This is a genomic window from Pseudacidovorax sp. RU35E, from assembly GCF_900156165.1.
GTDB lineage: Bacteria > Pseudomonadota > Gammaproteobacteria > Burkholderiales > Burkholderiaceae_C > Xenophilus.
Map to the genome: position 1 here is coordinate 134,292 of NZ_FTMY01000013.1, position 26,243 is coordinate 160,534.

Annotated in this window: 22 protein-coding genes; 13 read left to right on the plus strand and 9 right to left on the minus strand. The window is 72.0% G+C overall.

The features are described from left to right. Nucleotides 1–41: 41 nt before the first annotated feature. Complete coding sequence (locus BXA03_RS21435) at nucleotides 42–998, plus strand: AEC family transporter (RefSeq protein ID WP_076511210.1); 957 nt, start codon at nucleotides 42–44, stop codon at nucleotides 996–998. Nucleotides 999–1,034: 36 nt separating this feature from the next. On the opposite strand, the gene BXA03_RS21440 is transcribed toward BXA03_RS21435, so the two are convergent. Genes BXA03_RS21440 through BXA03_RS21450 form a run of 3 tightly spaced genes read right to left on the minus strand, consistent with a single transcriptional unit; the run spans nucleotide 1,035 to nucleotide 4,445 of the window. Beyond that, entirely contained in the window at nucleotides 1,035–1,916 is an 882-nt protein-coding gene (locus tag BXA03_RS21440; RefSeq protein ID WP_083716233.1) for an aldose epimerase family protein, read from the minus strand. 13 nt (nucleotides 1,917–1,929) lie between these two features. After that, entirely contained in the window at nucleotides 1,930–2,901 is a 972-nt protein-coding gene (locus BXA03_RS21445) for a tripartite tricarboxylate transporter substrate binding protein (protein WP_076511212.1), read from the minus strand. A 29-nt stretch (nucleotides 2,902–2,930) separates the two neighbouring features. After that, a complete protein-coding gene (locus tag BXA03_RS21450; RefSeq protein ID WP_076511213.1) occupies nucleotides 2,931–4,445 on the minus strand; it encodes a sulfatase in 1,515 nt (504 codons plus the stop codon). Between the two features lie 74 nt (nucleotides 4,446–4,519). Here BXA03_RS21450 and BXA03_RS21455 point away from each other — a divergent pair, with 74 nt between their 5' ends. Beyond that, nucleotides 4,520–5,530 carry a LysR family transcriptional regulator gene (locus tag BXA03_RS21455; protein WP_076511214.1) on the plus strand — a complete coding sequence of 337 codons (1,011 nt, stop codon included), beginning with the start codon at nucleotides 4,520–4,522 and terminating at the stop codon, nucleotides 5,528–5,530. On the opposite strand, the gene BXA03_RS21460 is transcribed toward BXA03_RS21455, so the two are convergent. Then, nucleotides 5,520–7,559, minus strand: a complete 2,040-nt coding sequence (locus tag BXA03_RS21460) for a family 43 glycosylhydrolase (RefSeq protein ID WP_076511215.1) — start codon at nucleotides 7,557–7,559, stop codon at nucleotides 5,520–5,522. The genes BXA03_RS21455 and BXA03_RS21460 overlap by 11 nt on opposite strands. A gap of 296 nt (nucleotides 7,560–7,855) precedes the next feature. Between BXA03_RS21460 and BXA03_RS21465 the strand changes: the two genes are divergently transcribed. The 11 genes from BXA03_RS21465 (at nucleotide 7,856) to zwf (ending at nucleotide 21,298) form a co-directional block, all read left to right on the plus strand. Then, the gene (locus BXA03_RS21465; protein WP_076511216.1) at nucleotides 7,856–9,007 is read left to right on the plus strand and encodes a porin; all 1,152 of its coding nucleotides are present in this window, start codon (nucleotides 7,856–7,858) and stop codon (nucleotides 9,005–9,007) included. Between the two features lie 13 nt (nucleotides 9,008–9,020). Further along, entirely contained in the window at nucleotides 9,021–9,563 is a 543-nt protein-coding gene (locus BXA03_RS21470) for an ATP-binding protein (RefSeq protein WP_076511217.1), read from the plus strand. Next, entirely contained in the window at nucleotides 9,563–9,799 is a 237-nt protein-coding gene (locus BXA03_RS21475; protein WP_076511218.1) for a hypothetical protein, read from the plus strand. The genes BXA03_RS21470 and BXA03_RS21475 overlap by 1 nt, the downstream gene beginning before the upstream one ends. Beyond that, a complete protein-coding gene (locus BXA03_RS21480; RefSeq protein ID WP_076511219.1) occupies nucleotides 9,787–11,337 on the plus strand; it encodes an ATP-binding protein in 1,551 nt (516 codons plus the stop codon). Before BXA03_RS21475 ends, BXA03_RS21480 begins: the two co-directional genes overlap by 13 nt. Further along, nucleotides 11,334–12,026: a response regulator gene (locus BXA03_RS21485; protein WP_076511220.1), complete on the plus strand. Its 693-nt coding sequence runs from the start codon at nucleotides 11,334–11,336 to the stop codon at nucleotides 12,024–12,026. The genes BXA03_RS21480 and BXA03_RS21485 overlap by 4 nt, the downstream gene beginning before the upstream one ends. A 112-nt stretch (nucleotides 12,027–12,138) precedes the next feature. Then, nucleotides 12,139–15,519: a DEAD/DEAH box helicase gene (locus tag BXA03_RS21490; protein ID WP_083716235.1), complete on the plus strand. Its 3,381-nt coding sequence runs from the start codon at nucleotides 12,139–12,141 to the stop codon at nucleotides 15,517–15,519. A 102-nt stretch (nucleotides 15,520–15,621) separates the two neighbouring features. Beyond that, a complete protein-coding gene (locus tag BXA03_RS21495) occupies nucleotides 15,622–17,178 on the plus strand; it encodes a class I adenylate-forming enzyme family protein (protein ID WP_076511221.1) in 1,557 nt (518 codons plus the stop codon). Between the two features lie 31 nt (nucleotides 17,179–17,209). Then, complete coding sequence (locus tag BXA03_RS21500; protein WP_076511222.1) at nucleotides 17,210–17,932, plus strand: helix-turn-helix domain-containing protein; 723 nt, start codon at nucleotides 17,210–17,212, stop codon at nucleotides 17,930–17,932. A 151-nt stretch (nucleotides 17,933–18,083) separates the two neighbouring features. Beyond that, a complete protein-coding gene (locus tag BXA03_RS21505) occupies nucleotides 18,084–18,635 on the plus strand; it encodes a cytochrome b (protein WP_076511223.1) in 552 nt (183 codons plus the stop codon). A gap of 124 nt (nucleotides 18,636–18,759) precedes the next feature. Then, the gene (locus BXA03_RS21510) at nucleotides 18,760–19,611 is read left to right on the plus strand and encodes a DMT family transporter (RefSeq protein ID WP_076511224.1); all 852 of its coding nucleotides are present in this window, start codon (nucleotides 18,760–18,762) and stop codon (nucleotides 19,609–19,611) included. 223 nt (nucleotides 19,612–19,834) lie between these two features. Further along, nucleotides 19,835–21,298, plus strand: coding sequence for a glucose-6-phosphate dehydrogenase (gene zwf / locus BXA03_RS21515; RefSeq protein ID WP_076511225.1), 1,464 nt, complete (start codon nucleotides 19,835–19,837; stop codon nucleotides 21,296–21,298). Nucleotides 21,299–21,335: 37 nt separating this feature from the next. Here the strand turns inward: zwf and BXA03_RS21520 are convergent, their stop codons facing one another. The 5 genes from BXA03_RS21520 to BXA03_RS21540 all read right to left on the minus strand — a co-directional run bounded on the left by BXA03_RS21520 (nucleotide 21,336) and on the right by BXA03_RS21540 (nucleotide 26,233). Continuing rightward, complete coding sequence (locus tag BXA03_RS21520) at nucleotides 21,336–22,181, minus strand: undecaprenyl-diphosphate phosphatase (RefSeq protein ID WP_076511226.1); 846 nt, start codon at nucleotides 22,179–22,181, stop codon at nucleotides 21,336–21,338. A 147-nt stretch (nucleotides 22,182–22,328) separates the two neighbouring features. Next, on the minus strand, nucleotides 22,329–22,832 hold the full coding sequence (locus BXA03_RS21525) for a DUF4188 domain-containing protein (protein WP_076511264.1): 504 nt from the start codon (nucleotides 22,830–22,832) through the stop codon (nucleotides 22,329–22,331). A 37-nt stretch (nucleotides 22,833–22,869) separates the two neighbouring features. Then, the gene (locus BXA03_RS21530; RefSeq protein ID WP_076511227.1) at nucleotides 22,870–23,919 is read right to left on the minus strand and encodes an NADP-dependent oxidoreductase; all 1,050 of its coding nucleotides are present in this window, start codon (nucleotides 23,917–23,919) and stop codon (nucleotides 22,870–22,872) included. Nucleotides 23,920–24,026: 107 nt separating this feature from the next. After that, entirely contained in the window at nucleotides 24,027–25,430 is a 1,404-nt protein-coding gene (locus BXA03_RS21535) for a sensor histidine kinase (RefSeq protein WP_083716236.1), read from the minus strand. Next, nucleotides 25,427–26,233 (minus strand): response regulator transcription factor, encoded by an 807-nt coding sequence (locus tag BXA03_RS21540; RefSeq protein WP_234983789.1) that lies wholly within the window; start codon nucleotides 26,231–26,233, stop codon nucleotides 25,427–25,429. Before BXA03_RS21540 ends, BXA03_RS21535 begins: the two co-directional genes overlap by 4 nt. Nucleotides 26,234–26,243: the final 10 nt, after the last annotated feature.

Genomic DNA, 26,243 nt, shown 5'->3' on the forward strand with positions numbered 1-26,243 from the left:
TCCGGGGCCCTCGTTACAGTGCCGGGCTCGCCGGACCCGCCATGCTCGCCATCCTCTCCATCACCGTTCCGATCTACCTCGCCATCGCCGCCGGCTGGCTGGTCACCCGCGGCGGCCTGTTCGCACGCGGCGACATGCGCGTGCTGGGCCTCTTCGTCATCCGGCTGGCGCTGCCGGCCCTGCTGTTCAGCGCGCTGGTGCAGCGGCCCGCGGGCGATGTGCTCAACCTGCGCTACATGCTGCTGTACGCGCTGGGCTCGATGCTCACGCTCTTCGTGGGCCGCTGGTGGGCCGCGCGGCAGGCGCCGGCCGGCAGTCCGGTGCCGGCGCTCATGGCCATGGGCATGAGCTGCCCCAACAGCGGCTTCGTGGGCTACCCCATCCTGTCGATGGTGATCGCGCAGACGGCGGGCCTGGTGCTGGGCCAGAACATGATCGTGGAGAACCTGCTGCTGGTGCCGCTGGCCATGGCGCTGGCCGATGCCGCGGACGGCCGCGGCGACTGGCGCCTGACGCTGCGGCGGGCCGCGCACAGCCTGGCGCGCAATCCCATGATCTGGGCCATGGCCGCGGGTGTGGCCGTGGCGCTGACGGGACTGCGCCTGCCGGCGCCGCTGCTGCGCACCATCGGCCTGTTCGCGCAGGCCAGCACGGCGCTGTCGCTGTTCGTGATCGGCGGCTCGCTGGTGGGCCTGGGCCTCGCGGGCATGCGCCGCCAGGTGCTGCGCATCGCGGCCGGCAAGCTGCTGCTGCATCCGGCCCTGATGCTGGCCGTGCTGCTGGCGGCCGAGGCGCTGGGCATGCCGCCCATGGAGCCGGCCCTGCGGCTGGCGCTGGTGCTGTCGGCGGCTGCGCCCATGCTGAGCATCTATCCGATCCTGGCGCAGCCGCATGGCCAGGATTCGCTGGCGGCCGCCTCGCTGCTGGCCACCACGGCCCTGTCCTTCTTCACCATCAGCGCCCTGCTGGCGGTGCTGCCGCACCTGCTCGGCGTCTGAGCGGCAAGGGCGGCCGCCGCAGGCCGGCGTCGACCCTCAGCCCGCCTGCGACTGCGCTTCGCAGCCGCACCGCCACGTCAACGTGCGCACCTCGCCGGGACGCAGTTCGTTGCCCGCCTCGCCCAGTCTGCCGGGCAGTGCGGTGACGGGTTCTGCACACACGTAGTTGCCCGAGGCGGGACGGTGCATCACCAGGGCCGGGGCCCCTTCGCCGCGCGCCACGATCGTGCGCCCACCGGTGGCGGAAATGCGCACCCGTCCATCCCAGGCCGAGAACACAGCCGTCTCGTCCGGCTGCGCGCCGAACACGGGTGCGCTGGCGTCCAGCTCCGCACGGCCCTGAGCATCCAGCGCATGCCGCGCGCCGGCACCGATGTGCAGGGGCGCCGACGCTCCGGCCATCGGCCAGGGGTGGTAGGGATGCCAGCCCAGGCCCGCCGGCATGGGCCGGTCGCCGTCGTTGCGCAGGCCCAGCGTCACCTGCAGGCCCTGGTCGTCCAGCAGGATGTCCTGCTGCGCCGTCCAGGGCCAGGGCCAGCCCTCCTCGCCGGCCTCGTGCACCTGCCGAAGCCGCGCATGGCGGCCCGACGCCTCGTCCACCTGCCACGGCCGCCGATGGGCGACGCCATGCAGCGCGAAGCCCGCCGGGCCGGGCTGCGGACGGTGACGCACCCCCTCGAACAGGAGGCCGTCGGGCGGCAGCCGGTTGGCAAAAGGCAGCATCGGAAAGGCGCCCGCCTTCGGCCACTGGTGCTCGTCGAAGTCGGTGCCAGTCCATTCGACCAGCAATGCCAGCGCGTCCGGGCCATCGCCCCAGGTCAGCGACGCGACGCGCCCCCCGGCGGCCGGCACGATCACGGCCGTGTACGGACCGCACTGCAGGACCAGCGGATCACCGCGGAACAATCGCCGGCCCATGGCTGCGGGGTTCTCAGTCCAGCCGCGCGCCGGACAGCTGCACCGCCTCGGCCCAGCGTGCCATCTGGTCGGTGACGAAGGCGGCGAACTCCTTCTGCGAGGTGCGCCGCACCTCGAAGCCGAGGGCGCCCAGCTGCTCCTTCACCTCGGGCATGTCCAGCACCGCGTTGATCTCGTCGTGCAGGCGGGCCACCAGCTCGGGCGGCGTCTTCGCCGGCACGTGGATGCCGTTCCAGCCGGCGGTACCGGCGTCGGCCAGCTTCATCTCGACCAGCGTCGGCACCTGCGGCAGGAAGCTCGAACGGCTCGCCGTCGTCACGGCCAGCGCGCGCAGCTTGCCGGCCTTGATGTGCGGCGCCGCCTCCGGGAAGCCGGACATCATGGCGGGCACCTGGGCGCCCAGCAGATCGTTCAGGGCCACGGCGCCGCCCTTGTAGGGGATGTGGTTGATGCTGAGGCCGGCCTTCTTCTTCAGCAGCTCCAGCGCCAGGTGCTGGGCCGAGCCATTGCCGGGCGTGGCCACGGCCAGCGGCTTGGCCGGGTCCTGCGCCAGCTTGATGAAGTCCTGCATGGTCTGCGCCGGCGTGGACGGATGCACCACCAGCACGGTCGGCGTGTTGGCGATCTGCGCCACCGGCGCGAAGTCCTTCACCGTGTCGAAGGGCAGCGTGCGGTACAGGCTGGGATTGACCGAGAAGGGGCCCGAGGACAGCAGCAGCGTGTAGCCGTCCGGCGCGGCCTTGGCCACGTCGGCCGTGCCGATGTTGCCCGAGGCGCCCGCCTTGTTGTCCACGATGACCGGCTGCTTGAGCCGGTCGCCGAGGTGGCGCGCGACCAGGCGCGCCGCGGCATCCGAAGAGCCGCCCGCGGGCCAGGGCACCACCAGGCGGATCGGCTTCTCGGGCCAGGCGGCATGCGCGGGGAGGCTGGACGCGCCCAGCGTCAAAAGGGCCGCCAGCGCGGCAAGGAATCGTCGGGTCTTCATGGCTTGTCTCCGTTGGGTCGTGTTGTCGTTCAGGCGTGCAGGCCCAGCCGCTCGAAATACTCGGCGGGCGCATCGTTCTGCTTCATCAGGCGCACGATCTCCCCGCAGAGGCGGTCATGGATGTGCGCGTCGGTGATCGGGTGCTCCTGGCCCGGGTCGGTGGCCAGGTCGAACATCACCGTCACCGTGTCGTTCTGCGCGGCCGGCCCGTGCAGGCGGTAGTTGGGCGATTTGGGCGTGGCCGGTACGCGCAGCACCGGCGCGCCCTTGGTGAAGGGCAATGGCGGCGCCAGCTGCGCCTCGGCCAGTTCCTCCACCGCGAACATCTCCTTCATGTGCATCGGCATCAGCGTGTACTGGTTGAGGCCAGCGCGGTGCATCTCGGGCGGATAGAGGAAGAGCGTGTGGCGCCCGTCGGTGACGTTGACCGCGCTGCCGAACACGCCGTAGATCGCGGCCGTGCGCACCGTGCATTCGCGCGCCAGCAGCGGCATCAGCGAGACGCCGGTCACCTCCGGCGGCGGCGCCATGCCGTGGATCTCCAGCAGGGTCGGCATGAGGTCGACCGTCTGCGTGAGCCCCTGCCGCCGCGTGCCGGCCTGGCCGCGGAAGTCCGGGTGGTGGACGAACAGCGGGATGTGCGCCACCTCGTCGTAGCAGGGCATCACGTTCTTCGACCACCAGGAGTGCTCGCCCAGCAGGAAGCCGTGGTCGGTGGTCACGACCAGGGCCGTGTCCTCCCACATGTGGTGGGCGTCCATGTAGTCGAGCAGCCGGCCGAGCTCGTGGTCGCACAGCGCCACGATGGCCGCGTAGTTGGCGCGCAGCTCGTCGCATTCCTCGATGGTCTCGCTCACGCGCTTGTAGGGCGGGAAGTCGAAGATCGGCCCCTTGTAGGCGGTGGGATAGTCCTTGCGGAATTCTTCCGGCGCGTGGAAGGGCTCGTGCGGGTCGAAGGTTTCCAGGTGCAGCAGCCAGTCGGCCGCCTCGCGGTTGCCGTCGAGGAACTCGAAGCCGGCGTCGAAGCAGCGCACCGACGGGAAGTCGCCGTACGCGCGGATCGACTCGCGGTTGATCATGTGGGCCGAGTGCTTGTGACGCCGCTCCTGCGTGAACTGCTTGGGGTGGTACATCTCGCGGAAGCGCTCCCAGGGCGGCTGCACCATGGCCTTCCACGGGTCGCGCTCCTGGCCGCGGATGAACTCGTAGGTGTCGTAGCGGTTGTGGTACGTGGCGCCCCCATCGCCCCAGTAGTGGTAGTGGTCCGACACCAGGTGCGAGTACACGCCCTGCTTGTGCATCAGCGCCGCAAAGGAGTTGTCGAAGGGCTCCAGCGGACCCCAGCCCCGGTGCAGGAAGTTCAGCCGGCCCGTGTGCATGTCGCGTCGCGCCGGCATGCAGGGCAGGCTGCCCACGTAGTGGTTGTCGAAGGTGACGCAGCGCTCGGCCAGTCGGCGGAAGTTGGGCGTCTTGATGGCGGTGCCGCCGTAGCACTCCAGGCTGCGGCGGTTGAGCGAATCGAAGAGGAGAAAGATGGTCTTCATGGCGGTTGCACGCCATACTAGGTGCGCCTCGCGCATGCATCCAATCGAATCTGCGTGGCCATTTATTGATTCCTGTGATCCATCCCAACCCCCGCCACCTGCGGGCCTTCGCGGCCCTGGCCGACACCGGCTCCTTCAGCCTGGCCGCCGAGGCGGTGCACCTGGGCCAGCCGGCGCTGAGCCAGGCCATCGCCAAGCTCGAATCCACGGTGGGGGTGCGCCTGATCGAGCGCACCACGCGGGCGGTGCGGCTCACGCCGGCGGGCGAAGAGTTCCTGGTCGAAGCCCGCCGCGTGCTGGAGGCCTACGAGCGCCTGATGCTGCGTGGCAGCGAATGGGCGCACCTGCGGCGCGGCCGCATCGAGCTGCTGACGGTGCCTTCGATGGCGCACCGGCTGCTGCCGGCGCTGGTGCGCGAGTTCACAGCCCAGCACCCGGGCGTGAGCATCGACTTCCATGACCATGCCGACCCGGTGCTGCGCCAGCGCCTGGACCGTGGCGAGGGCGACCTGGCCATCCTGAGTCAGCGCGGACCGGTGGCCACGCCAGCGCTGCTGCCCTTTCTGCGCGACCGCTTCCGCGTGGTGCTGCCGCGCCAGCATCCGCTGGCCGCGCAGACGGTGATCGAGGCCTCGCAGCTCGCGGGCGAGCGCCTGATCCTGCTGCGGCGCGGCGCCCTGTTCCGCTCGTACATGGACGCCGTGATCAGCGGCCTGGCGCTGACGCAGGAGCCGATGGAGGTCGAACAGTCCGCCACGCTCACCGGCCTGGTCGAGGCGGGGCTGGGCGTGTCGCTGCTGCCCTCGCTGTCCTGCCCCAGCCCGGCCCTGCGCTCGGTGGTGAGCCGGCCGCTCGCCCGGCCCGAGGTGTCGCGCATCATCGCCTTCGCGCTGCCGCCCGACCGCGAGCCCATGCCCCCGGTGCAGGCCTTCGTGGCCAGCACCTTCGACTACCTGGCGGCCAACGTCGACAAGCTGCCCGAAGGCTGCGAGCTGCTGCGCGCCAGCACGCAGCGCATCCGCAAGTTCCTGGCCGCGCGGCCGGCCGTGCCCAGCGTGCGCGCGGCCCGCCGGGTCAAGGCGTGACGTCGAGCGTGACCGGCACCGAGGTCGCGCTGCCCGCCTGGTTGAAGACGGTCACGGTGTAGGTGCCGGCATCGGCCGGGCTCACCGGCGGCAGGCGCAGTGCCGCCGTGGTCGATTCGTTGTAGCCGTTGGGCGAGACGATCACCTGGCCGTTGCGCTGCCACTGATAGCCCAGCCCCACGCCCTCGGCCTGCACCACGAAGCCCACCGCGGTGCCCGCCGCCACGCGGATCGACTGCGGCTGGGCCGTGATGCGCGGCGCGGGCGCGGCGGTGGCCGAGGTCGACACCAGCATCTCGGCCTGCGCCAGCACCGCCGGCTGGCCCGCCTTGATGGCGCTGTACTGGCCGTTGGGGAGGGCACCGCGGCTGCCCACCGCCACGCCGTAGCCGCCGTTGGTGGCGCTGCTGCTCAAGGTCAGCGTCACGCGGCCGCCGCCCTTGAAGGGCTCCGGCAGGTTGAGCGGCACCTTCTCCGGCGCCCAGGCCACCGTGCGCGGATCGATCTGCCAGCTGTGGCTGCGGCCATCGGGCAACTGCAGCCGCGCCACCAGCGGTGCATTCACGTTGGGCTCCTGGATGATGGCCGAGGCGGCGGCAGAGGCCGACTTGTCGGGCGTGCGCTGGAACACCGATGGCAGCACCGCCGCCAGCGTCTCGCCCGCCGCGAGGTCCCACGACTGCGACACCGACTTGCCGCTGTCGATGCCCAGGTTGGCCTGCCAGGCCCGCGCCGGTGTGCTGGCCACCGCCTTGGCGAGCGCGAAGCGCTGCGTCGGCGCCGTGCCGAGCGGCTGGATGCGGCCGTCCGCATCGAATTGAAGCGGCACGGTGTACCAGCCCGACAGCGCCAGGTTGTTGTCGCCCGGCTGGTTCACGCCCGCGCCCGGCGCCCCGGTGGGGCTGGAGCGGTAGTGCGTGCCCGGCAGCAGGATGTTCGTGCCGCCGCGCACGTCGGGCAGCACGAAGGGTGCCTTCATCTGCGCATAGCCCGAGTCCGAGGACAGCAGCACCGGCTGCAGCGGCGCGGTGGCGGAATCGTCCGCTGGGCTCAGCCAGGGACCGTGCGGATCGCGGGCGCGCAGGTAGTACAGCCGCGAGGCCAGGCAGTTGCCGCAGGTGTTGGTGCCCGTGAGATACCACCAGCCGTTGCGGTAGGCGAGGCCGATGCCGCCGCCGATGACATTGCCGGCCACGGTGATGTCGGTGTGGTCCAGCGTGCCCGTCTTCTCGTCGTTGAGCAGCATGGTGTTGAGCACGCCGTGCGAGGTCGCCATGTACGACTTGCCGTCCGGCCCGGTGGCCAGGGCGAAGTCGACCGGTCCGGCGTCGCCCGAGGCGATGGTGGGCTCGAAGGGCGTGCCCCAGGGGCCGTAGGGCGTGGCCGATTGCGCCACATAGCGCTTGCCCGTGCGGCCCGACTGCGTGAGGCCGGCCTGCCCGTTGAGGAACCACATGTTGTAGAGCCGCGTCTTGGGCGAATACACCACGCGGGGCTTCTTCACGTAGTAGTGCTCGCCGGTCAGCGGATCCTGGATGTACTGGTGGCCGCCCACGAGCTTCCAGTTCATCAGGTCGGTGGAGGTGTAGACCGTGAGCCCGCAGTAGCGGTACGTGGAATTCGGCTGCGTGGGGATCAGCGGGCCGGTATTGACGCCCGGCGCATAGTTGAAGGCGCCGCAGCTGAAGGACGGGCCATACAGGTAGTACTGGCCGTCGAAGTACTGCAGGTCCACCTCGTCCACGGCCTGGATGGCGTTGCCGTCCACGTCGACGCCGATGGCGATGGGCCCATACGACACCGTCTGCGCCGGCGAGGTCGGCAGACCGTTGTCGCCCGTCAGCGGATCGTCGGCGATGAAGTTGGTGAGCACGGCCTCGGTGACCAGGGCCGGTGCCGCAGGCGCAGGCGACGCGGCGGCGGGCGGGGGGGCACTTGGCGCAGGGGCCACCGGCGCTGGTGCGGGCGCGAAGCCCACCGTCGAGCCGCCGCCACCGCCGCAACTGGCCAGCAGGAGCAGGCCTGCCATCGAGGGGATTCGCGCCATGCGCCACGCCTGGGGCGCGCGCCGGCTTGTCATGTCTGCCTTCATCGGGTTGTCTCCACGTGCTGGTGCATTGCGCATGAACGAGCGCAGCGGCGCGAAGCGTACGGAGGCCCGGGCAGGCTGTGAATTCGATTCTTGCGTGGCACTTATCAGTCGCGTCGATAGGCCGAACAAGATTCCTCCGACTTTGCCCACGACCATTCGTCCACGCCGGCCTGCTGCCGGCGTCCATGGGTCCGGCCGACGGCCGGCCGTGGTTCGAAAGGAACGGAGCAAGCATGAAGAACACCCTCGTCGCCCTGGCCTGCGGCGCCCTTGCCGGGGCCGCCTCGGCGCAATCGTCTGTCACCCTCTTCGGCACCATCGACACGGGCGTGAGCTACCAGTCGGCCACCGCCACCGATCCCACCACCGGCCTGACCACGCGCCAGAGCCGCACCAGCCTGGGCAACTCGGGCTACGGCAACAGCAGCCTGGGCCTGCGGGGCGTCGAGGATCTGGGGGGCGGCCTGGCCGCGAGCTTCTGGCTGGAGGCGCCACTGTCCACCGACGACGGCGGCAGCGGCGGGCTGTCGTTCACGCGTCGCTCGACGGTCAGCCTGTCGGGCGCCTTCGGCGAACTGCGCCTCGGCCGCGACCGCACCGCCAGTTCCCTGAACGACACGATCTTCGACCCCTTCGGGGGCAATGGTTCGGGCGCCAACCTGCTGGGCGCCGTGAGCCTCGCCGACACCGGCCTGGCGACCAACTACCTGCGCGCCAGCAACATGGTGAGCTACTTCCTGCCGGCCACGCTCGGTGGCTTCTACGGCAATGTGCAGTACGCAGCGCACGAGAACGTGGACAGCAGCACCAGCCTCGCCGGCACCAGCGATGCCGGCCGCTACACCGGTGGGCGCTTCGGCTATGCCAACGGCCCGCTGGACATCGCACTGGCCAGCGGCCAGACCGTCGTGACCGACAACGGCAGCCTGACCCGCACCGTGCGTCGCAGCAACCTGGGCGCGAGCTACGACTTCGGGCCGGTCAAGCTCTTCGGCGAACTCTCCAACGTGCGCGACCGCTCCGACACGGCGCTGGCCTCGCTCGGCAACAACTACAACGGCTACCTGATCGGCGCCACCGTGCCGGTGGGCCCGGGCCTGATCCGGGCGTCCTATGGCCAGGTGCGCTACGACGAAGGCGCGCTCGCGCCGCTCTACGGCGATGCGCCGCAGTCGCGCAAGCTGTCGCTGGGCTACGTGCACAACCTGTCCAAGCGCACGGCGCTGTACGCCACCGTGGCCCGCATCAGCAACCGCAACGACGGTGCCTACACCGGCAGCCTCTCGGCGGCGGCCACCACCGGCTATGGCGCGGTGGGCGTGGGCTACAGCGGGCTGCCCAAGTCGTCCACGGGGTACGACTTCGGCATCCGCCACAACTTCTGACCGGGAGGCCGTCGTGAGCGCTGGATCCCGCACCGACACCACCGCCTGGCGCACCGCGCCTGCAAGCCTGCGTGCCGGCACACAGGCGGCCACTGCGACGGCCGACCTGCGCGCCGTGCTGGCCGCCATGGCGGCCGGGCCGCGCCTGGCGCCGGGCGTGTCCGTCGACTGGCAGTTGCCGGCCCAGGCCGTGTGGGTCGCCATGGCGCCGGGCGGCCTGGCACAGGCACTGGGCCGTCTGCTGGCGCTGGCCGCCCAACTGCTGGCGCCCGCGGGCGGCGTGCTGCGTGTCCACGCACGGGCCGAAGGCGCCACCGCCGCCGTGTCGGTGGTGGACGAACCCGCAGACCGGCAGGCGCCCGCGCTGGCCCGGCGCGTGCACGGCTTCTCGCAGGCCGTGCATCCCGAGCGCGACGCCGTGCTGCGGCCGCTGGCCGAATGCGCCCAGGCCATCGATGCCCACCGCGGCCGCCTCTATGCCGCCCCGTCGGCCTGGGGCGCGATGGGAGCCACGATGCGACTGCCCCTTGTGCCATCCGTGAAGGAGCAAGCCTGATGTCCCCCATGAAGCAACCGGGCCGTGGCCACCGCGCCCTGGGCCCGATCACAGCCTTCGTCGGCGTGTTCAGCGGCGTGTGGCTCAGCTGGAGCCCCTGCACCGCCGACCCGCACCCGAGCCACCAGGATTTGTTTACCCTCGGCCCCATCGTCCAGCACGCCCCTCCACCCGGCGAGTTGCCCTGGCCCTTCCGACCATCGGCGCCGCCGACGGCAGCCCAATGCCCCGCCTGACGCTCACCCGCAAACTCTTCCTGGCCCTGGCCACCTTGCTGCTCACGCTGCTGGTGGCCTTCGCCGTTTCGTCGATGCTCTCGCTGCGCAGCGGGCTCGGCCCCTACGTTGCCGAGATCGAGATCCGCCGCCTGAGCTGGCTGACCGAGCGGCTGCAGCAGCACTACGTGGCCACCGGCAACTGGTCGCGGCTGCGCGGCAACGAGGACGCCTGGGTGCGGCTGCAACGGGGCGAAGTCGATCCGGCCTCGCTGGCCCCGCGCGAGCGGGAGCGCAACGGCTTCTGGGGCGGCCGCCCCCGCGGCGGCTGGATGCTGCCCTCCGGCGATGCGCAGGAGCCGCCCTCGCCGCTGGAGCCGGGCGGCCGCTTCGCGCCGCCCTGGTTCTTTCCGCGCGTCGGCGACGGCGGCCCGCCCGACCTGATCTTCAAGCGTCTGGCGGTGGTCGACAACAACGGCAAGCTGGTGGTGGGCGCGCAGGTCGACCCCGCCACCGCAGCCCACCTGCCGATCCGCAGCGGCACGGTCATCATCGGCCAGCTCCTGCTGGCGCCGATGCAGGGCCTGGAGCACGAAGCCGACCGTGCCTTCCTGGCCCGGCATTCGGGCTTCATCGCCCTGGCCGGTGCGGTCGGGCTGGTGGCGGCCCTGCTGATCGCCGGGCTGGTCGGCCGGCGCTGGCTGGCACCCATCGACGACCTCACGCAGGCAGCGCGCGCCGTGGCCCGCGGCCGGCTCGGCACCCGCGTGCGCGTGGAGGGCCAGGATGAGCTCGCGCTGCTGGGCCGCACCTTCAACACCATGGCCGACCGGCTGGACAAGGCCGAGTCGGGCCGCCGGGCCTGGCTGGCAGACGTGGCGCACGAGCTGCGCACGCCGCTGGCCGCCATGCGGGCCGAGATCGAGGCCATCCAGGACGGCGTGCGCAGCTTCGACGATCGCACCGCGCTGCGCCTGCACCGGCAGGTGATGCGCCTGACGCAGCTGGTGGACGACCTGCGCCACAGCATGGACAGCCACGGCACCACGCTGCGCGAGCATGCCCCCACCTATCCGCTCACGCTGCTGCTGGAGGCCCTGGCCGCCACGCGCGACCGCTTCGTGCAGGCCGACCTCACGGTCGAGGCCGACGGCCTGCAGCGCCTGGCCGATGAGCGCGTGCCGCGCGTGCTGGGCGAGGCCCGCAAGCTCAGCCAGGTGTGGATCAACCTGCTGGAGAACACGCTCGCCTACACCGACGCCGGCGGCCGCCTCGTGATCGAGGCCCGCATCGAACGTCAGGCCGGCAACCCGGTGCTGGTGGTGCAGTTGGACGACAGCGTGCCCGGCGTCGCCGAGGACGAGCTGCCGCGCCTGTTCGAGCGCCTGTTCCGCGCCGAGGCCTCGCGCAACCGCGCGCTGGGCGGCTCGGGCCTGGGCCTGGCCATCTGCCGTGCCATCGTCGACGCCCATGGCGGCGACATCGATGCGCAGGCTTCGCCGTTGGGCGGGCTGCGCGTCGTCATCACCCTTCCGCTTTCCGAGACCGAGACGCCATGACCCGAATCCTCATCGTCGAAGACGAGACCGACATCGCCGACGTGCTGCGCGACTACCTGCGCCGCGAGGGCCACCAGACCGACCATGTGGCCGACGGCCGCGCGGCCCTGCGCTACATGCTGGAGACGCCGCCCGACCTCACGCTGCTGGACGTGATGCTGCCCGGCCTGGATGGCCTGTCGGTGCTGCAGCAGGCACGGGCGCACACGCAGCATCCGGTGATCATGCTCACGGCGCGCACGGAGGAGGTGGACCGCCTGCTGGGCCTGGCCCACGGTGCGGACGACTATGTCTGCAAGCCCTTCTCGCCGCGCGAGGTGGTGGCGCGCGTGGCCGCGGTGCTGCGCCGCACGCGTGCCCCGCAGGAAGTCACTGCCGCCGCACACGGCATCGAGCTGGACGAGAGCTGCTGGCATGCGGCCCTGGGCGGGCAGTCGCTCAACCTCACGCGGCGCGAGTTCTCGCTGCTGCGCGTGCTGGCCAGGCAGCCGGGCCGCATCTTCTCGCGCGCCCGGCTGCTGGAACTGGCCTACGAGGACGATGTGGACGTCACCGAACGCGCCATCGACAGCCATGTGAAGAACCTGCGCCGCAAGCTGTCGCAGGCCGCGCCCGAGCACGAATGGATCCGCTCGGTCTACGGCGTCGGCTTCTCCTTCGAACCGCCGCCCGCCGCACCCGCGCGTTGAATCCTGCGCGGGCCGACGATCGCAGCAGCCGCCGGGCGGCCCCGCGCCAGCACCGGACAAGCGACCGGCGGCCGACGGCCCGCCGCGCGCCTGGGGCACACTCCGGGCCCCGATGCGTGCCGCCTTCCTGATCGCCCCCGCCACCCTCACCCGCCACCTGCCCGCCGCCACCTACGAACGCGGCCTGGACACCTACCGGCGCCAGCAGGTGCTCGACTACACCCTCAGCCCCGCCAGCCGCAGCGAATGGCGCATCGAGGGCGAGGTGCAGGGCAGCGAGCGCCAGCCCCACGAATGCAGCGTGCTGCTGGAGCTGGACGCCGAGGGCCGCATCGCCGCCTTCGGCAGCGACTGCAGCTGCGCCGTGGGCAGCCGCTGCCGCCATGCGGTGGCCCTGACGCTCAAGGCCGCCTACAAGAGCGGCACCGTGCAGGGCGCCGAACCGCCGTCGCCACGCCGGCCCGATGCCGCGCCACCGCCGCCCGGCGCCGCGCCGCTGCTCGGCCTGTTCGACGACGTACTGCCGCCGCCCGCCCCGGCACCGGACGGCGACCTGCCGCTGTACCTGCTGCAGGAAAGCCGTCGCAGCCCGCGCGAGCCCGCACGGCCACTGCTCGCCTGGCGCCTGGCCCGGCCGCTCAAGCGCGGCGGCTGGGGTCGGGTGCGTGCACCCGACGCCGACACCATGGTCCGCCTGGGGCAGCCCGGCAGCCCCCTGTCCGCGGCCGATCGCGACTGCCTGGCCCGCATCGGCCGGCTCGGCGGCGCCTTCTACCTGCACAGCGCCAGCGGCCTGTTGCAGGGCGCCGAGGCCGCGCCCGCGCTGGAGGCCGCGGCCCGCACCGGCCGCCTCTTCGCCGCCGATGCGGAAGGCCGGCCGCATGGCGCACCGCTGCGCTGGGGCCCGCCGCGCGACCTCGCGTGGCACTGGTCACCGACCCGCCTGGGCGACGCGCCCGCCTGGGCCCTGCAGGCCGCCCTGGCCGAGCCGGGCGAGGGCCGCTGTCTCTATGCCGCGTTGCCGCCGCTGTACCTGGACCGCGGCGCGCAGGAATGCGGCCCGGTGCACGCCGGCGCGATCACCCCCGAGCAGCTCACCCAACTGCTGACCGCCGGGCCGCTGCCGCAGTTCGTCTTCGACGACCCCGACGCCGACCTGCTGCCCCGCCGCCTGGGCCTGCCCCTGCCTGCCGCCGGCGCCGGTGCCCAGACCTGGCCAACCACCGCGCCCCAGCCCTGCCTGCGCCTGCGTCCGGTGCCGGCCGGCGAACGCGCCGCACGCGGCCTGCTGTGCGCGCTGCTGGACTTCGACTACGGCGGCCCGCGCGGCCATTGGCCCGAGGGCCAGCCGCAGGTGCTGGCTGAGCACGAGGGTCGCCCCGTGCTGCTGCAGCGCGACCTGGGCGCCGAGCTGCACGCCCGCCATCGGCTCCAGGCCCTGGGCCTGACGGCCGATGCGCTGGGCCGCTGGCACCTCGGATTCGCCGCCACCTGGCTGGACTGGGCCGCGGCCGGCTGGGCGCCCCTGGTGCAGGCCGGCTTCCGCGTCGAGCCCGACGCCGTGCTGCGCGGCCTGGGCGAGCCGCCGCAGCGGCTGGAGCTGCGCATCGTCGAGCCCACGGCCGCCGAGGCGGCAGACGGCGGGCAGGCCGCCGCCACGGCCGACGGAGAACACACGGCCTCGCCCTGGTTCGACCTGTCGCTGGGCATCGAGATCGACGGCGAGCGGCACAACGTGCTGCCCTGGCTGCCCGGCCTGCTGGCGCAGGTCGAGCCCGGCCCCGACGGCCCGCAACTGCCCGAATGGCTGTGGCGCGAGCAGGCGGATGGCCGGTGGCTGCGGCTGCCCTCGGCCCCGCTCGCGCCCTGGTTGCAGGCCCTGCTCGACCTGGTCGCCGAACGCCCGCCGCAGGACTGGCAGGCCCCCGAAACCCTGCGCCTGACGCCGGTGGAGGCCCTGCGCATCGGCGCCACGCTGGGCGACGGCGTGGTGTGGGAAGGCGCCGACCGCCTGCGCGAGCTGCTGCGCCAGCTGGGTGGCGACGGCGCCCTGCCGACCGTGGCCCCGCCAGCCGGCCTGCAGGCTTCGCTGCGCCCGTACCAGCAGCAGGGCCTGGACTGGCTGCAGTTCCTGCGCCGCCATCGGCTCGGCGGCATCCTGGCCGACGACATGGGCCTGGGCAAGACGCTGCAAACCCTGGCGCACCTGCTGCGCGAAAAGGAAGACGGCCGGCTGGACCGGCCCTGCCTCGTGCTCGCCCCACTCAGCCTGCTGGGCAACTGGCGGCGCGAGGCCGCGCGCTTCGCGCCCGCGCTGCGCACCGCCGTGTGGCACGGGCCGCAGCGCCATGGCCGCGGCGGCTTCGGCGGCACCGACCTGGTCATCGCGCCCTATTCGCTGCTGCCGCGCGACCGTGTCTTCTGGCAGAAGCAGGCCTGGCATGTGGTGGTGCTGGACGAGGCGCAGCAGATCAAGAACGCCGATTCGCAGGTGGCCCAGGTCGCCGCCAGCCTGGAGGCGCGCCAGCGCGTGGCCCTGTCGGGCACGCCGCTGGAGAACCACCTGGGCGAACTCTGGAGCCTGTTCCACTTCCTCATGCCCGGCTTCCTGGGCAGCCAGGCGCGCTTTCGCGAAGTGTTCCGCACGCCCATCGAGCGGCATGGCGACAGCGCCTGCCTGGCGCAGCTGCGCAAGCGCGTCACGCCCTTCCTGCTGCGGCGGACCAAGCAGAACGTGGCCAAGGAGCTGCCCGACAAGATCGAGACCCTGAGCGCCGTCACGCTCGAAGGCCCGCAGGCCGACCTGTACGAAACCATCCGCCTGGCCACCGAGCGCCAGGTGCGCGAGTCGCTGGCCGAGCGCGGGCTGGCGCGATCGCAGATCCAGGTGCTCGATGCGCTGCTCAAGCTGCGGCAGGTGTGCTGCGACCCGCGCCTGGTCAAGTCGCTGCCGGCCGCGCAGCAGGTGCGCCAGTCGGCCAAGCTCGAATGGCTGATGGACGTGCTGCCCGAGATGCTGGAGGAAGGCCGGCGCGTGCTGCTGTTCTCGCAGTTCACCAGCATGCTGGCGCTGATCGAGTCGGCCCTGCGCGAGCGCGGCCTGCGCTGGACCACGCTCACCGGCCAGACCACCGACCGCGAGGCGGCCATCGCCCGCTTCACCCGCGGCGACGTGCCGCTCTTCCTCATCAGCCTGAAGGCCGGCGGCGCGGGCCTGAACCTGCCCGAGGCCGACACCGTCATCCACTACGACCCGTGGTGGAACCCCGCCGTCGAGGCCCAGGCCACGGCCCGTGCGCACCGCATCGGCCAGCAGCGGCAGGTGATGGTCTACAAGCTGGTGGCCGAAGGCACCATCGAGGAACGCATCCTGGCCATGCAGGCCCGCAAGGCGGCGCTGTCGCAGGGCCTGCTCGAAGGCGGCGCCAGCGGCGACCGGCTGCTGTTCACCGAGGACGACGTGGCCTTGCTGCTGCGGCCATTGGGTAGCTGAAGCGCAGTCTGGCGGGCAAGCAGGCGACAGCCCGCACAAAGCTGCGCCGCTATGCTGACTGGCAGAACGGCCGCAGCCGGCCGCGCACTCAGGAGACGCTTCATGACCGCCCAGCAATTCGTGGCCGAGCACGCCTTCGGCACCGTGTCCGACCTCATCCGCGCGCATGCCCGCGAGCGGCCCGGCCGGCCGGCCCTGGCCGATGCGCACGGTCAGCTCGACTACGCCGCGCTCGATGCCCGCATGGACCGCATCACTGCCGCCCTCCAGCGCGACGGGCTGGGCGTGGGCGATGCCATCGCCGTCTGCGCCAATGCCTCGGTGGACTACGCCTGCGTCTTCCTCGGCGCCCTGCGCGCGGGCGTGGCGGTGGCGCCGCTCGCCCCCGGCAGCGCGCCCGACAGCCTGGCGCGCATGGTGCGCGATGCCGATGCCCGACTGGTGTTCGTCGACGCCGTCGGCGACGCGGCCATGGGGGGTGCGGGCGAGCCCGCCGCGCCGCGCATCGCGCTGCAGGGCGAGGTGGCCGGTGCCCGGCCGCTGGCAGACTGGCTCGCCCCCGAAGGCGCCACGCCACGGCCGGCCGAGGTGCAGCCCGCCACGCCCTTCAACATCATCTATTCCTCGGGCACCACCGGCGAGCCCAAGGGCATCGTGCAGGGCCACGGCATGCGCTGGGCCCACATCCAGCGCGGTGCGGTCTATGGCTACGGGCCGGAGTCGGTCACGCTGCTGTCCACGCCGCTCTACTCCAACACCACGCTGGTGGTGTTCTTTCCGACGCTGGCCTTCGGCGGCTGCGTGTGGCTGATGCCGAAGTTCGACGCCGGCCAGTACCTGCAGCTCGCCGAGCGCGAAGGCGTGACGCACACCATGCTGGTGCCGGTGCAGTACCAGCGGCTGATGGCGCACCCCGACTTCGATCGCCACGACCTGTCGCGCTTCCAGGCCAAGTTCTGCACCAGTGCGCCCTTTCGCGCCGAGCTCAAGGCCGACGTGCTGGCACGCTGGCCCGGCGGGCTGATCGAGTTCTACGGCATGACCGAGGGCGGCGGCACCTGCATCCTGGAGGCGCATGCGCACCCCGACAAGCTGCACACCGTCGGCTGCGCGGCGCCGGGCAGCGACATCCGCCTGATCGACGACGACGGCCGCGAGGTGCCCGCGGGCGAGGCCGGCGAGGTGGTGGGCCATTCGGCGGGCATGATGGTCGGCTACCACAAGCAGCCCGCCAAGACGCGCGAGGCCGAATGGTTCGCGCCGGACGGCAAGCGCTTCATCCGCACTGGCGACGTGGGTCGCTTCGACGCGGACGGCTTCCTCACGCTGTTCGATCGCAAGAAGGACATGGTCATCAGCGGCGGCTTCAACCTCTACCCCAGCGACCTGGAGGCCGTACTGCGCCGCCACCCGGCGGTGGCCGATTGCTCGGTGATCGGCATTCCCTCGGAGCAATGGGGCGAGACGCCGGTGGCCTATGTGGTGCACCGGCCCGGCGACACCACCGCGCCCGAGACCATCCGCGAATGGGCCAACGAGCAGCTGGGCAAGACCCAGCGCCTGGCCGGCCTGCGCTTCATCGACGAGCTGCCCCGCAGCGCCATCGGCAAGGTGCTCAAGCGGGAACTGCGGGAGCGCTGGGCCGCCGAGCGCGGCTGAGTCGCGCGCTCGCGGCCTGGACAATCGGGCCATGACTGCCGCCATCGTCCCCGCACCCGCCGCCCTTTCGCTGCGCGACTACGGCCCGTCGCGCGGCAGCCATGCGCACGACCACTTCCAGGTGCTGGTGGCGCTGCAGGGTGTGCTGGCGCTGGAGGTGGAAGGCCGGGGACGGCGCCTGGCGGCCGGCCAGGGCTTCGTCGTGGCGCCCGGCGACCGGCATGACTTCGAGGCCGAGGCGAACGCCAGCCGCTGCCTCGTGCTGGACACGCGCGACGCGGCCTGGACACGGCATGCAGGCCAAGCGGCGCAGGGGCCGCAGGCCGCGGCCCTGGCCCACTACCTGGGTCTGTGCCTGGCACAGCGCGAGGCACCCGCGCTGGCGCTGGCCCAGGCGCCACTGCTGCTGTGTGAAGCCTGGAAAGGGCACGCGGCACCGCACCAAAGCGCGCCCCGCGGCCGCCCCATCGATTGGGCAACCTTGTCGGCCTGGGCGGCCGCCCACTGGCATCGGCCCCTCGCCGTCGAAGAGCTGGCCGCGCGCGCCTGCCTCAGCCCCAGCCAGTTCGCCCAGCGCTGCCGCGACGAGCGCGGCCTGAGCCCGCTGGCCTGGTTGCGCGCCCTGCGCCTGGCGGAAGCGCGCCGCCTGCGCGCGCAGGGTCTGGCCGTGGCCGAGACGGCGCGCCGCACGGGCTACCGCTCGCCGTCCGCATTGACGGCGGCGCTGCGGCGCGAGACCGGCTCCGCTCCCTGACGGCCCGCGCCAGACGCCGCGCACCTTCTTAAGGCTGGCTCAATGCGGCGGAGGGACCATCGCCCCCGTCCACACCGATGTCGTCCGGTCTGCAACCGCGATCCGCATCGGACCTCCAGGCCGCAAGGCCAGCTTCCACGATGCATTGCCCATGCCCGCCGCCGCCATCGCCCGCGCCCGCTACGCCCCTTCCGCCATCGCCCTGCACTGGGGCATGGCCCTGCTCATCGTCGCCGTCTACGGCTGCATGCTGGCCTCCGACAACTTCCCACGCGGCAGCGAGCCGCGCACCCTGCTGCGCGGACTCCACTACAGCCTGGGGCTGCTCGTGCTGCCGCTGGCGTGCCTGCGCCTCGCGCTGGTGGCGCGGCAGCCCCGCACGGCCATCGTGCCAGTGCCGGCCGTCTGGCAGGAGCGCCTCGCCCACTGGATGAAGGTTGCGCTCTACGCGCTGATGCTGGCGATGCCGCTGCTGGGCTGGCTCTCGCTGGCGGCCAAGGGCACGGCGGTGGCCTTCTTCGGCCTGCCGCTGCCCTCGCCGCTGCCACCGGCGCCCAATTTCGCGCACCTGATCAAGGAGGTGCACGAGGCAGGCGCCACCGTGGGCTACGGGCTGGTCGGTGCCCACACGGCCGCGGCGCTGGTGCACCACCATGTGCTGCGCGACAACACCCTGCGCCGCATGCTGCCGGGGCGTGCCTGACAAGGTGAGATCGCCGGTGCAGCTTTCGCTCCCGTGCGGCCCACCGCCCGAGGCGGCTGCCAGATCGCAGCCGCGCGACGAGGGACCGGCGGCGCGCGACGATGCGCCCGCCTAAGCTCGGCGGATGCGCCTTTTCTCCGCCTCCACCCTGCATGCCCTGGCCGCCATCGCGCTGTGGGCCTCACTGGCCTCGCTGGGCACCGCGCTCGCGCATGTGCCGCCCTTCCTGCTCACCGGCGCCGCCTTGATCATCGGCAGCCTGCCGAGCTGGCCGCTGGTGCTGCGCGACCGGCGGGCCTGGGCGGTGCCGCCGCGCACGCTGGCGCTGGGCGTCTACGGGCTCTTCGGCTTCCACTTCCTGCTGTTCATCGCACTGCGCCATGCGCCGCCGGTGGAGGCCAACCTGGTCAACTACCTCTGGCCGCTGGGCATGGTGGTGCTGGCGCCGGTGCTGCTGCCGGGCACGTCGCTCAGGCCCTTGCATGTGGTGGCGGCGCTGCTGGGCTTTGCCGGCGCGGCGGTGGCGATCCTGGGCGCCCGCGGCACCGCGGGCACTAACGGCTTCGCCTGGGGCTTCGTGCCGGCGCTGGGCTCGGCCTTCATCTGGGCGAGCTACTCGCTGTGGACGAAGCGCGTGCCGGCCTTTCCCACCTCGGCCATCGGCGCCTTCGGGCTGGTCTCGGGGCTGCTGGCCCTGGCCTGCCATGTGCTGCTGGAGCCGGCGGTCAGCCTGTCGGCGCGCGACTGGTCGCTGGTGGCGCTGTGCGGGCTGGGTCCGCTGGGCGCAGCCTTCTTCTTCTGGGACCGGGCGCTCAAGACGGGTGACGCCCGGCAGATCGGCATCCTGAGCTACCTGACGCCGCTGCTCTCGACCACGCTGTTGCTGCTGGTCACCGGCCGGCCGCTGACAAGCGGCATCGCGCTGGCGGCGGCGATGATCGTGTCGGCGGCGGTGATGGGCGCCCGCGCGCGCTGAACCCGAGCGCGCCGGGCAGGCGCAATCCGTGAAGAATGTCGCGCCGGACGCCAGCATGTCGGCCCGGGTGCGTGCCAGGTCCCCGTGTGGCGGCTTGCTGGCACCGAATTCGCTATGGGTCCTGGACGTCAGGCACGTGGCCTGCCCTGCCTGCCTTGACGAGAACAATCCAAGCATCCGCCCGCTGTCACACCCGCACATTCCAGAAGAGAGGACATCGTTCATGGCCAAGATCCAACCCGGCGTGGGCCCACGCTTTCCCCAGGTGGTGGTGCTGGTCGGCGCCACCGGCGACCTGGCACGGCGCAAGCTGCTGCCGGGGCTTTTCCACCTGTGCAGCGCCGGCTTCATCCCCGCCTGGCGCATCGTCGGCTGCTCGCTGGACGACATGGACGCCGAGGGCTTCCGCCGCTTCGCGCGTGCCGCGCTGGACGAGTTCGGCAGCCGCAAGGTCGAAGAGGCCGCCTGGGAGGCCTTCGCCGCCACGCTGGACTACGTGCCGCTGTCGGCAGGGGCACCGGCGCTGGCCGAGGCCGTGGCCCGGGCCGAGGCCGAACTGGGCACCGAGTCCCGCCGCCTCCATTACCTCAGCGTGCCGCCCAAGGCCGCGCTGCCGGTGGTGCGCACGCTGGGCGAGGCCGGTCTGGTCGAGCGCGCGCGCATCGTCATGGAAAAGCCCTTCGGCACCGACCTGGCCAGCGCGCGCGACCTGAATGCCAGGCTGCACGAGGTGTTCGAGGAAGAGCAGATCTTCCGCATCGACCATTTCCTGGGCAAGGAGGCGGCGCAGAACATCCTGGCCTTCCGTTTCGCCAACGGCCTGTTCGAGCCGATCTGGAACCGCACCTTCATCAACCACGTGCAGATCGACGTGCCCGAGACGCTGGGCCTGGGCAAGCGCAGCGCCTTCTACGAGCAGACCGGCGCGTACAAGGACATGGTGGTCACGCACCTGTTCCAGATCCTGGGCTTCGTCGCCATGGAGCCGCCCACCTCGCTGGAGCCCGCGCCCATCAGCGAGGAGAAGAACAAGGTCTTCCGCAGCATGCTGCCGATCCCGCCGCAGGACGTGGTGCGCGGCCAGTACGCGGGCTACCGGCAGGAGGAAGGTGTGGACCCGGACTCCGACACCGAGACCTTCGTCGCCCTCAAGTGCCACATCGACAACTGGCGCTGGGCCGGCGTGCCCTTCTACCTGCGCACTGGCAAGCGGCTGGCCGAGGGGCAGCGGGTGATCTCCATCGCCTTCCGCGAGCCGCCCAAGAGCATGTTCCCGGCCGGCAGCGGCGTGGGCTCGCAGGGGCCCGACCACCTGACTTTCGACCTGGCCGACGCGTCGAAGATGTCGCTGTCGTTCTACGGCAAGCGCCCCGGCCCGGGCATGCGGCTGGACAAGCTGAGCCTGCAGTTCGCCATGAACGACACCGGCTACGTGCATGAGGTGCTGGAAGCGTATGAGCGGCTGATCCTGGACGCCATGCGCGGCGACCGCACGCTGTTCACCACCGCCGAGGGCATCGAGCGGCTGTGGGAGGTGTCGCAGCCGCTGCTGGAGGCACCGCCGCCGGTGCGGCTCTACCAGCCCGGCTCATGGGGCCCGAAGCCGGTGCACCAGCTGATCGCGCCGCATGCGTGGCGCCTCCCTTTCGAGCGGGCGTGGCGGCCGACGAGCCAGGGTCAGGGCTGAGTCCCTGATCAGCCGCCACGCCGTAGGCGCTTTCAGCTCATCCCAACCAGAGCACGAAGGCCGAGGCCACGAGGCAATAGGCGCCGAACAGGTACCAGCGCCCCGACTCCAGCCAGGACGACAGCCAGCGCAGCGCCGCCAGGCCTGCGAGGAAGCTGAGCACCATGCCGAATGCGCTGGGCGCCAGCACGCGCCCGAGGTCCTGCACGGCCATCGCATGGCCGGTGCCCGAGGCGGTGAGCAGCCGGTGCGCCTCCTTCACGATGACCGCCGGCGTCAGCACGACGGCCAGGGCGAAGCTGAATTCCTCGGCCTTGCGCCGCTCGATGCCGACCGCCATGGCGGTGGAGATGGTGGCGCCCGAGCGGGAGAAGCCGCGGAAGGGCAGGCACAGCCCCTGCACGGCGCCGATGAGCATCGCCGAAGGGCCGCCGACACGCAGGCTGGTCCGCTCGGGGATGAAGGAGGCCGTGATGATCAGCACGCCCGCCGCAGCCAGTGCCGCGGCCATGAGGCGCGAGTTGCCGAACAGGTGTTCGATCTCGAACTGCGGATCGGAGGCCAGCACCCAGTGCTTGATGGCGAACTGCAGCCCGAGGCCGACGACGCCCGTGCAGATCGTGGCCAGCACCACGCCCGTCGCGTTCTGGCTGAATGCGCTCCAGGAGCTGAAGTACGCCTTCTTCCAGCTGCGCCAGAAGTAGACGATCACCGCGAACATCGTGCCGGTGTGGAGCATGACCAGCAGCAGCGTCATCTCGGGCGTGGTCGGATCGAGTCCCATGAGCTTCTCCGCGGTGATGACGTGGGCGGAGCTGGAAACGGGGAGCAGTTCGGCGGCACCCTGGATGAGGGCCAGGATGGCGACTTGGAGGGCGGTCATGGGGAAAGCAGCAGGTTGTTCCGAGATGCGAGGCGCATTGCCGCCGACCTAGGCATCGTCAAAGCGATGGGCGGGCGTCACGGCGGGATGAAGCGCCCGATTCTCGGAACACAAGCTGACGGCCACGAGACCGACTCGGCACCCGACTCAATCCGCAGTCTTCGTGGCCATCGGTTCGTGGGTGGCATCGGCGCCCAGACGGCCCGCGGCGGAACGCATCGGGCCGGCGGCCGGCACCAGCGAGCCCGCGCGGCCCAGGCCGAAGGCGGGCATGTTGACGTAGACGTTCTCGTACGCGCCGGGCCGCACCACATAGCTCTCATGCCAGATGCCGACACTGCCGTCGGTGCCCACCGCGCGGTTGAACTGCTGCCAGGCCGGCAGGTGGGCCGAGTCGCGGGCCTTGGCATAGGCCAGCAGCGCGTCCATGCTGCGCCAGTACTGCACCATCACCAGCGTGCGAGAGAACCACATCTCGTGGCTGAGCAGGCCCAATTCGGGTTGCGCATAGAGCTCGCGCAGCATGCGCGGCATGGCCCGGGCGACAGGTAGCCATTTGTGCACTGCCCACGGGCGGTTGAAACGGGCTCCGATGAGGAAGACGGCGAACTCGCCGTCCAGGCGGGCCGTCATGCGTTCGCGGTGGATCATGACGGCATGATGCACCCGGAGGCCGGAGGGCAGGCCGTCAGGCCACCTTCAGCACCAGCTTGCCGAAGTTGCCGCCCGAGAAGAGCTTGGCCAGCGCCTCCGGAAAGTTCTCGAGCCCGTCGACCACGTCCTCGCGGCTCTTCATGCGGCCGTCCTTCAAATAGCCCGCCAGTTCCGCGATGGCCTGGGGGTAGCGGTCGGCATAGTCGAACACCACCATGCCTTCCATGCGGGCGCGGTTGACCAGCAGGCTGAGGTAGTTGCGCGGGCCGGCGGTGGGGGCGCTGTTGGCGTTGTTGTACTGGCTGATGGCGCCGCAGATGACGATGCGGGCCTTGGGTGCCAGCTTGGCGAGCACGGTGTCGAGGATGTCGCCGCCGACGTTGTCGAAGTACACGTCCACCCCGCGCGGCGCATGCTGCTTGAGGCCTTCGCGCACCGCCTGCGGGCCGGCCTTGTAGTCGATGCAGGCGTCGAAGCCCAGCTCCTTGACCACCCAGTCGCACTTGGCCGGGCCGCCGGCGATGCCGACGGTGCGGCAGCCCTTGATCTTGGCGAGCTGGCCGACCGTCTGGCCCACCGCACCAGCGGCACCCGAGACGACGACGGTGTCGCCCGCCTTGGCCAGGCCCACGTCGAGCAGGCCGAAGTAGGCCGTCATGCCGGGCATGCCCAGCACATTGAGCCACTGGCCGGGCGTGCCGGCGGCGAGGTCGATGCGGCGGACGTCGCCGCGCTGGATCTGCGCATGGCCGAAGGCGGCGAAGTCCTGGATGCCCAGCAGGCCGGACACCGCGTCGCCCTCGGCGAAGCCGGGGTTGCGCGAGGCCACGATGCGGCCGATGCCGCCAGCGCGCATCACCTCGCCGATGCCCACGGGCGGGATGTAGCTGCGCCCCTCGTTCATCCAGCCGCGCATGGCAGGGTCGAGCGACAGCAGTTCGGTGCGCACCAGCACGCCGCCTTCTTCCACCGCGGGAATGGGAGCGTCGGCGACGAAGTCGAAGTCCTCGCGCGTGGCGGCGCCCTGCGGGCGGCGGGCCAGGCGGAACTGGCGGTTGGCGGGGGTGGCGGGGGTGGCGGTCATTCGGGTGTCTCCTGGTGCGATGTCGTCGGGTCCGATCGGACGGTCGCGGGCATGCTAGCCAGGGGCCGTGCGGCGGCTGGTTGCGCAGGCGACAGGCGGATGCGGTCTCAGCGCAGCAGCGCCGTCACCACCAGGCCCGGGTTCTCCAGCCGCAGGTCCAGCCGTCCGCCGTGGGCCTGCGCCACCAGCCGGCACAGGTACATGCCCAGGCCCACGCCCCCACCACCGGCACCGCGCGCGCGTGCACTGTCGGGGCGGTAGAAGGGCTCGGCCAGGCGTTCGAGCTGGTCCGCCGGCACGCCGGGACCGAAGTCGCGCACCTCGATGCAGACGCCGTCGGGCGCGTCCGGCGCCGTGGGCGCGCGATGCAGCGACAGCCGTGGCGGCTGCGGTCCGGCACCATGGTGCAGCGCATTGGCCAGCAGGTTGCGCAGCAGCAGCCGCACACGGGCCCGGTCCAGCACCAGGGCCGGCAGGTCGGGGGCGACCTCCACCGACACCGCCTCGGCCATGGGCAGGCCACGTGCAGCCAGCTCCTGGATCACCTCGCGCGCCAGGGCCGGCAGGTCCACCGGCTCGCGCTGCAGGGCGGCGTGCGGACTGGACAGCCGCTCGCCTTCGAGCAGGTCGCTGATCAGGTCGCGCATCTCGTTCAAGTCGCGCAGCAGGGCGGCGCGCTCGGCGGCGCCTTCGGGTGTCTCGGGCAGCAGCTCGGCATTGAGCCGGGCGCGGGTCAGCGGCGAGCGCAGCTCGTGGCTGACGGCCAGCAGCAGTGCGCGCTTGGCGTCGAGCATGCGCTTGATGTCGTCGGCCACGGTGTTGATGTGCTGTGCCAGCTCACCCAGCTCGTCGCGGCGTCGCAGGGGAATGGGCCGGGAAAAGTCGCCGCGGCCGAAGCGCTGCGCCCCGGCGCGGATGTCCTCCAGCGGCCGCAGCAGCTTGTGGACCACGCCATAGGCCAGCAGGATGAGGCCGACGACCAGCGCCACCATCACCCAGTCGAAGCCGTCGTTGGCCTGCTGCATCAGCCGCGGGCTCCAGCCGAAGGTGACGCGGTGGCCATCGGCGGTGCGGCGCACGTACCAGGGGTCTTCGCCAGGGCCGGTGGGCACGCGCGGGGTGAACCAGTCGCGGCGGCGATGGCGCTCGTCTTCGGGATCGGAGGCCCAGTTGACCACCGGCCCGCTGATGCGCAGCGAGATGGGCAGCCGCGCGGCCAGCTCGCGCGCCTTCTCCACGCTGGGCGGGCTGCCGATCTCGTCGACCACGCGGCCCATGTAGTCGCTGAGCAGCGGCTGTGCGACCGCGCGCCAGCCCGTGCTGCCGAAGGCAGCGCGAAATCCGCCGATGAAGACGGCCGTCATGGCCAGCGCCAGCACCACGAAGAGCGTGACCAGCCGCAGGCGCAGCGAATGGCTCCAGCGCTGGCGCCAGCGGCGGCGGCGCTGGAAGCGGCGCGGCACGAGGCCGTCGCAGGCGGGATCGGCCGGGGCGGGACGGGTGGAAGTCATGGGGCCGCACCGGGCGGCGCGTCGGCGGGGGCTTGCGCGCCGCTCTGCCTTGCGACACGCTCGGGGCGAACGGGGAGGTGGCTCAGGGTCGAACCCGCCTCCTCGCCCACGCGGCCGACGGCCAGGGTGTAGCCCGCGTTGCGCAGCGTCTTGATGCAGTCCAGCGGCTCCAGCTTGCGGCGCAGGCGGCTGACGACGATGTCCACAGCGCGGGTGAAGAGGTCGGCCTCGTGGCCGCGCAGCCGGTTGAGGATGTCGTCCCGGCTGAAGACCTTGCCGGGCTCGGAGGCGAGCAGGGCCAGCAGTTCGAACTCGGTGCCCGTCAGCTCCAGCCGCTCGCCGTGGCGGATGACCTCTCGGCGGTCGAGATCGATGGCCAGGCCGTCGAAGTCATGGCGCTGCGCGGACGCCGGTGCCGCGGCGGCGCGCACGCGCTGGCGGCGCAGGATGGTCTGCACGCGCGCCACCAGCTCGCGCGGCTCGAAGGGCTTGGGCAGGTAGTCGTCCGCGCCCAGCTCCAGGCCGACCACACGGTCCATCACGTCGCCGCGGGCGGTGAGCATGACGATGGGGATGTCGCTGTCGGCGCGGATCTGCCGGCACAGGGCGAAGCCGTCCATCTCGGGCAGCATGACGTCGAGGATGGCGGCGTCGTAGTCGTGGCTGCGCAGCCTGGCGAGGCCCTCGCTGGGGCGCAGCGCGCAGTCGAGCGTGCAGCCGAAGCGGGCGAAGTAGCTCGCCAGCGGCGGCCCCAGGTGCACGTCGTCGTCGATCAGCAGGATGCGGGGCGCGTCGGTGGACATGTCGGGATTG

What these genes read in the sequence shown, in the direction of transcription:
- BXA03_RS21435 (WP_076511210.1), top strand. Translation starts at nt 42, where the DNA reads ATGCTCGCCATCCTCTCCATCACCGTTCCGATCTACCTCGCCATCGCC.
- BXA03_RS21440 (WP_083716233.1), bottom strand. Translation starts at nt 1,916, where the DNA reads ATGGGCCGGCGATTGTTCCGCGGTGATCCGCTGGTCCTGCAGTGCGGT.
- BXA03_RS21445 (WP_076511212.1), bottom strand. Translation starts at nt 2,901, where the DNA reads ATGAAGACCCGACGATTCCTTGCCGCGCTGGCGGCCCTTTTGACGCTG.
- BXA03_RS21450 (WP_076511213.1), bottom strand. Translation starts at nt 4,445, where the DNA reads ATGAAGACCATCTTTCTCCTCTTCGATTCGCTCAACCGCCGCAGCCTG.
- BXA03_RS21460 (WP_076511215.1), bottom strand. Translation starts at nt 7,559, where the DNA reads ATGGCAGGCCTGCTCCTGCTGGCCAGTTGCGGCGGTGGCGGCGGCTCG.
- BXA03_RS21465 (WP_076511216.1), top strand. Translation starts at nt 7,856, where the DNA reads ATGAAGAACACCCTCGTCGCCCTGGCCTGCGGCGCCCTTGCCGGGGCC.
- BXA03_RS21475 (WP_076511218.1), top strand. Translation starts at nt 9,563, where the DNA reads ATGTCCCCCATGAAGCAACCGGGCCGTGGCCACCGCGCCCTGGGCCCG.
- BXA03_RS21480 (WP_076511219.1), top strand. Translation starts at nt 9,787, where the DNA reads ATGCCCCGCCTGACGCTCACCCGCAAACTCTTCCTGGCCCTGGCCACC.
- BXA03_RS21485 (WP_076511220.1), top strand. Translation starts at nt 11,334, where the DNA reads ATGACCCGAATCCTCATCGTCGAAGACGAGACCGACATCGCCGACGTG.
- BXA03_RS21490 (WP_083716235.1), top strand. Translation starts at nt 12,139, where the DNA reads ATGCGTGCCGCCTTCCTGATCGCCCCCGCCACCCTCACCCGCCACCTG.
- BXA03_RS21495 (WP_076511221.1), top strand. Translation starts at nt 15,622, where the DNA reads ATGACCGCCCAGCAATTCGTGGCCGAGCACGCCTTCGGCACCGTGTCC.
- BXA03_RS21500 (WP_076511222.1), top strand. Translation starts at nt 17,210, where the DNA reads ATGACTGCCGCCATCGTCCCCGCACCCGCCGCCCTTTCGCTGCGCGAC.
- BXA03_RS21505 (WP_076511223.1), top strand. Translation starts at nt 18,084, where the DNA reads ATGCCCGCCGCCGCCATCGCCCGCGCCCGCTACGCCCCTTCCGCCATC.
- BXA03_RS21510 (WP_076511224.1), top strand. Translation starts at nt 18,760, where the DNA reads ATGCGCCTTTTCTCCGCCTCCACCCTGCATGCCCTGGCCGCCATCGCG.
- zwf (WP_076511225.1), top strand. Translation starts at nt 19,835, where the DNA reads ATGGCCAAGATCCAACCCGGCGTGGGCCCACGCTTTCCCCAGGTGGTG.
- BXA03_RS21520 (WP_076511226.1), bottom strand. Translation starts at nt 22,181, where the DNA reads ATGACCGCCCTCCAAGTCGCCATCCTGGCCCTCATCCAGGGTGCCGCC.
- BXA03_RS21525 (WP_076511264.1), bottom strand. Translation starts at nt 22,832, where the DNA reads ATGATCCACCGCGAACGCATGACGGCCCGCCTGGACGGCGAGTTCGCC.
- BXA03_RS21530 (WP_076511227.1), bottom strand. Translation starts at nt 23,919, where the DNA reads ATGACCGCCACCCCCGCCACCCCCGCCAACCGCCAGTTCCGCCTGGCC.
- BXA03_RS21535 (WP_083716236.1), bottom strand. Translation starts at nt 25,430, where the DNA reads ATGACTTCCACCCGTCCCGCCCCGGCCGATCCCGCCTGCGACGGCCTC.
- BXA03_RS21540 (WP_234983789.1), bottom strand. Translation starts at nt 26,233, where the DNA reads ATGTCCACCGACGCGCCCCGCATCCTGCTGATCGACGACGACGTGCAC.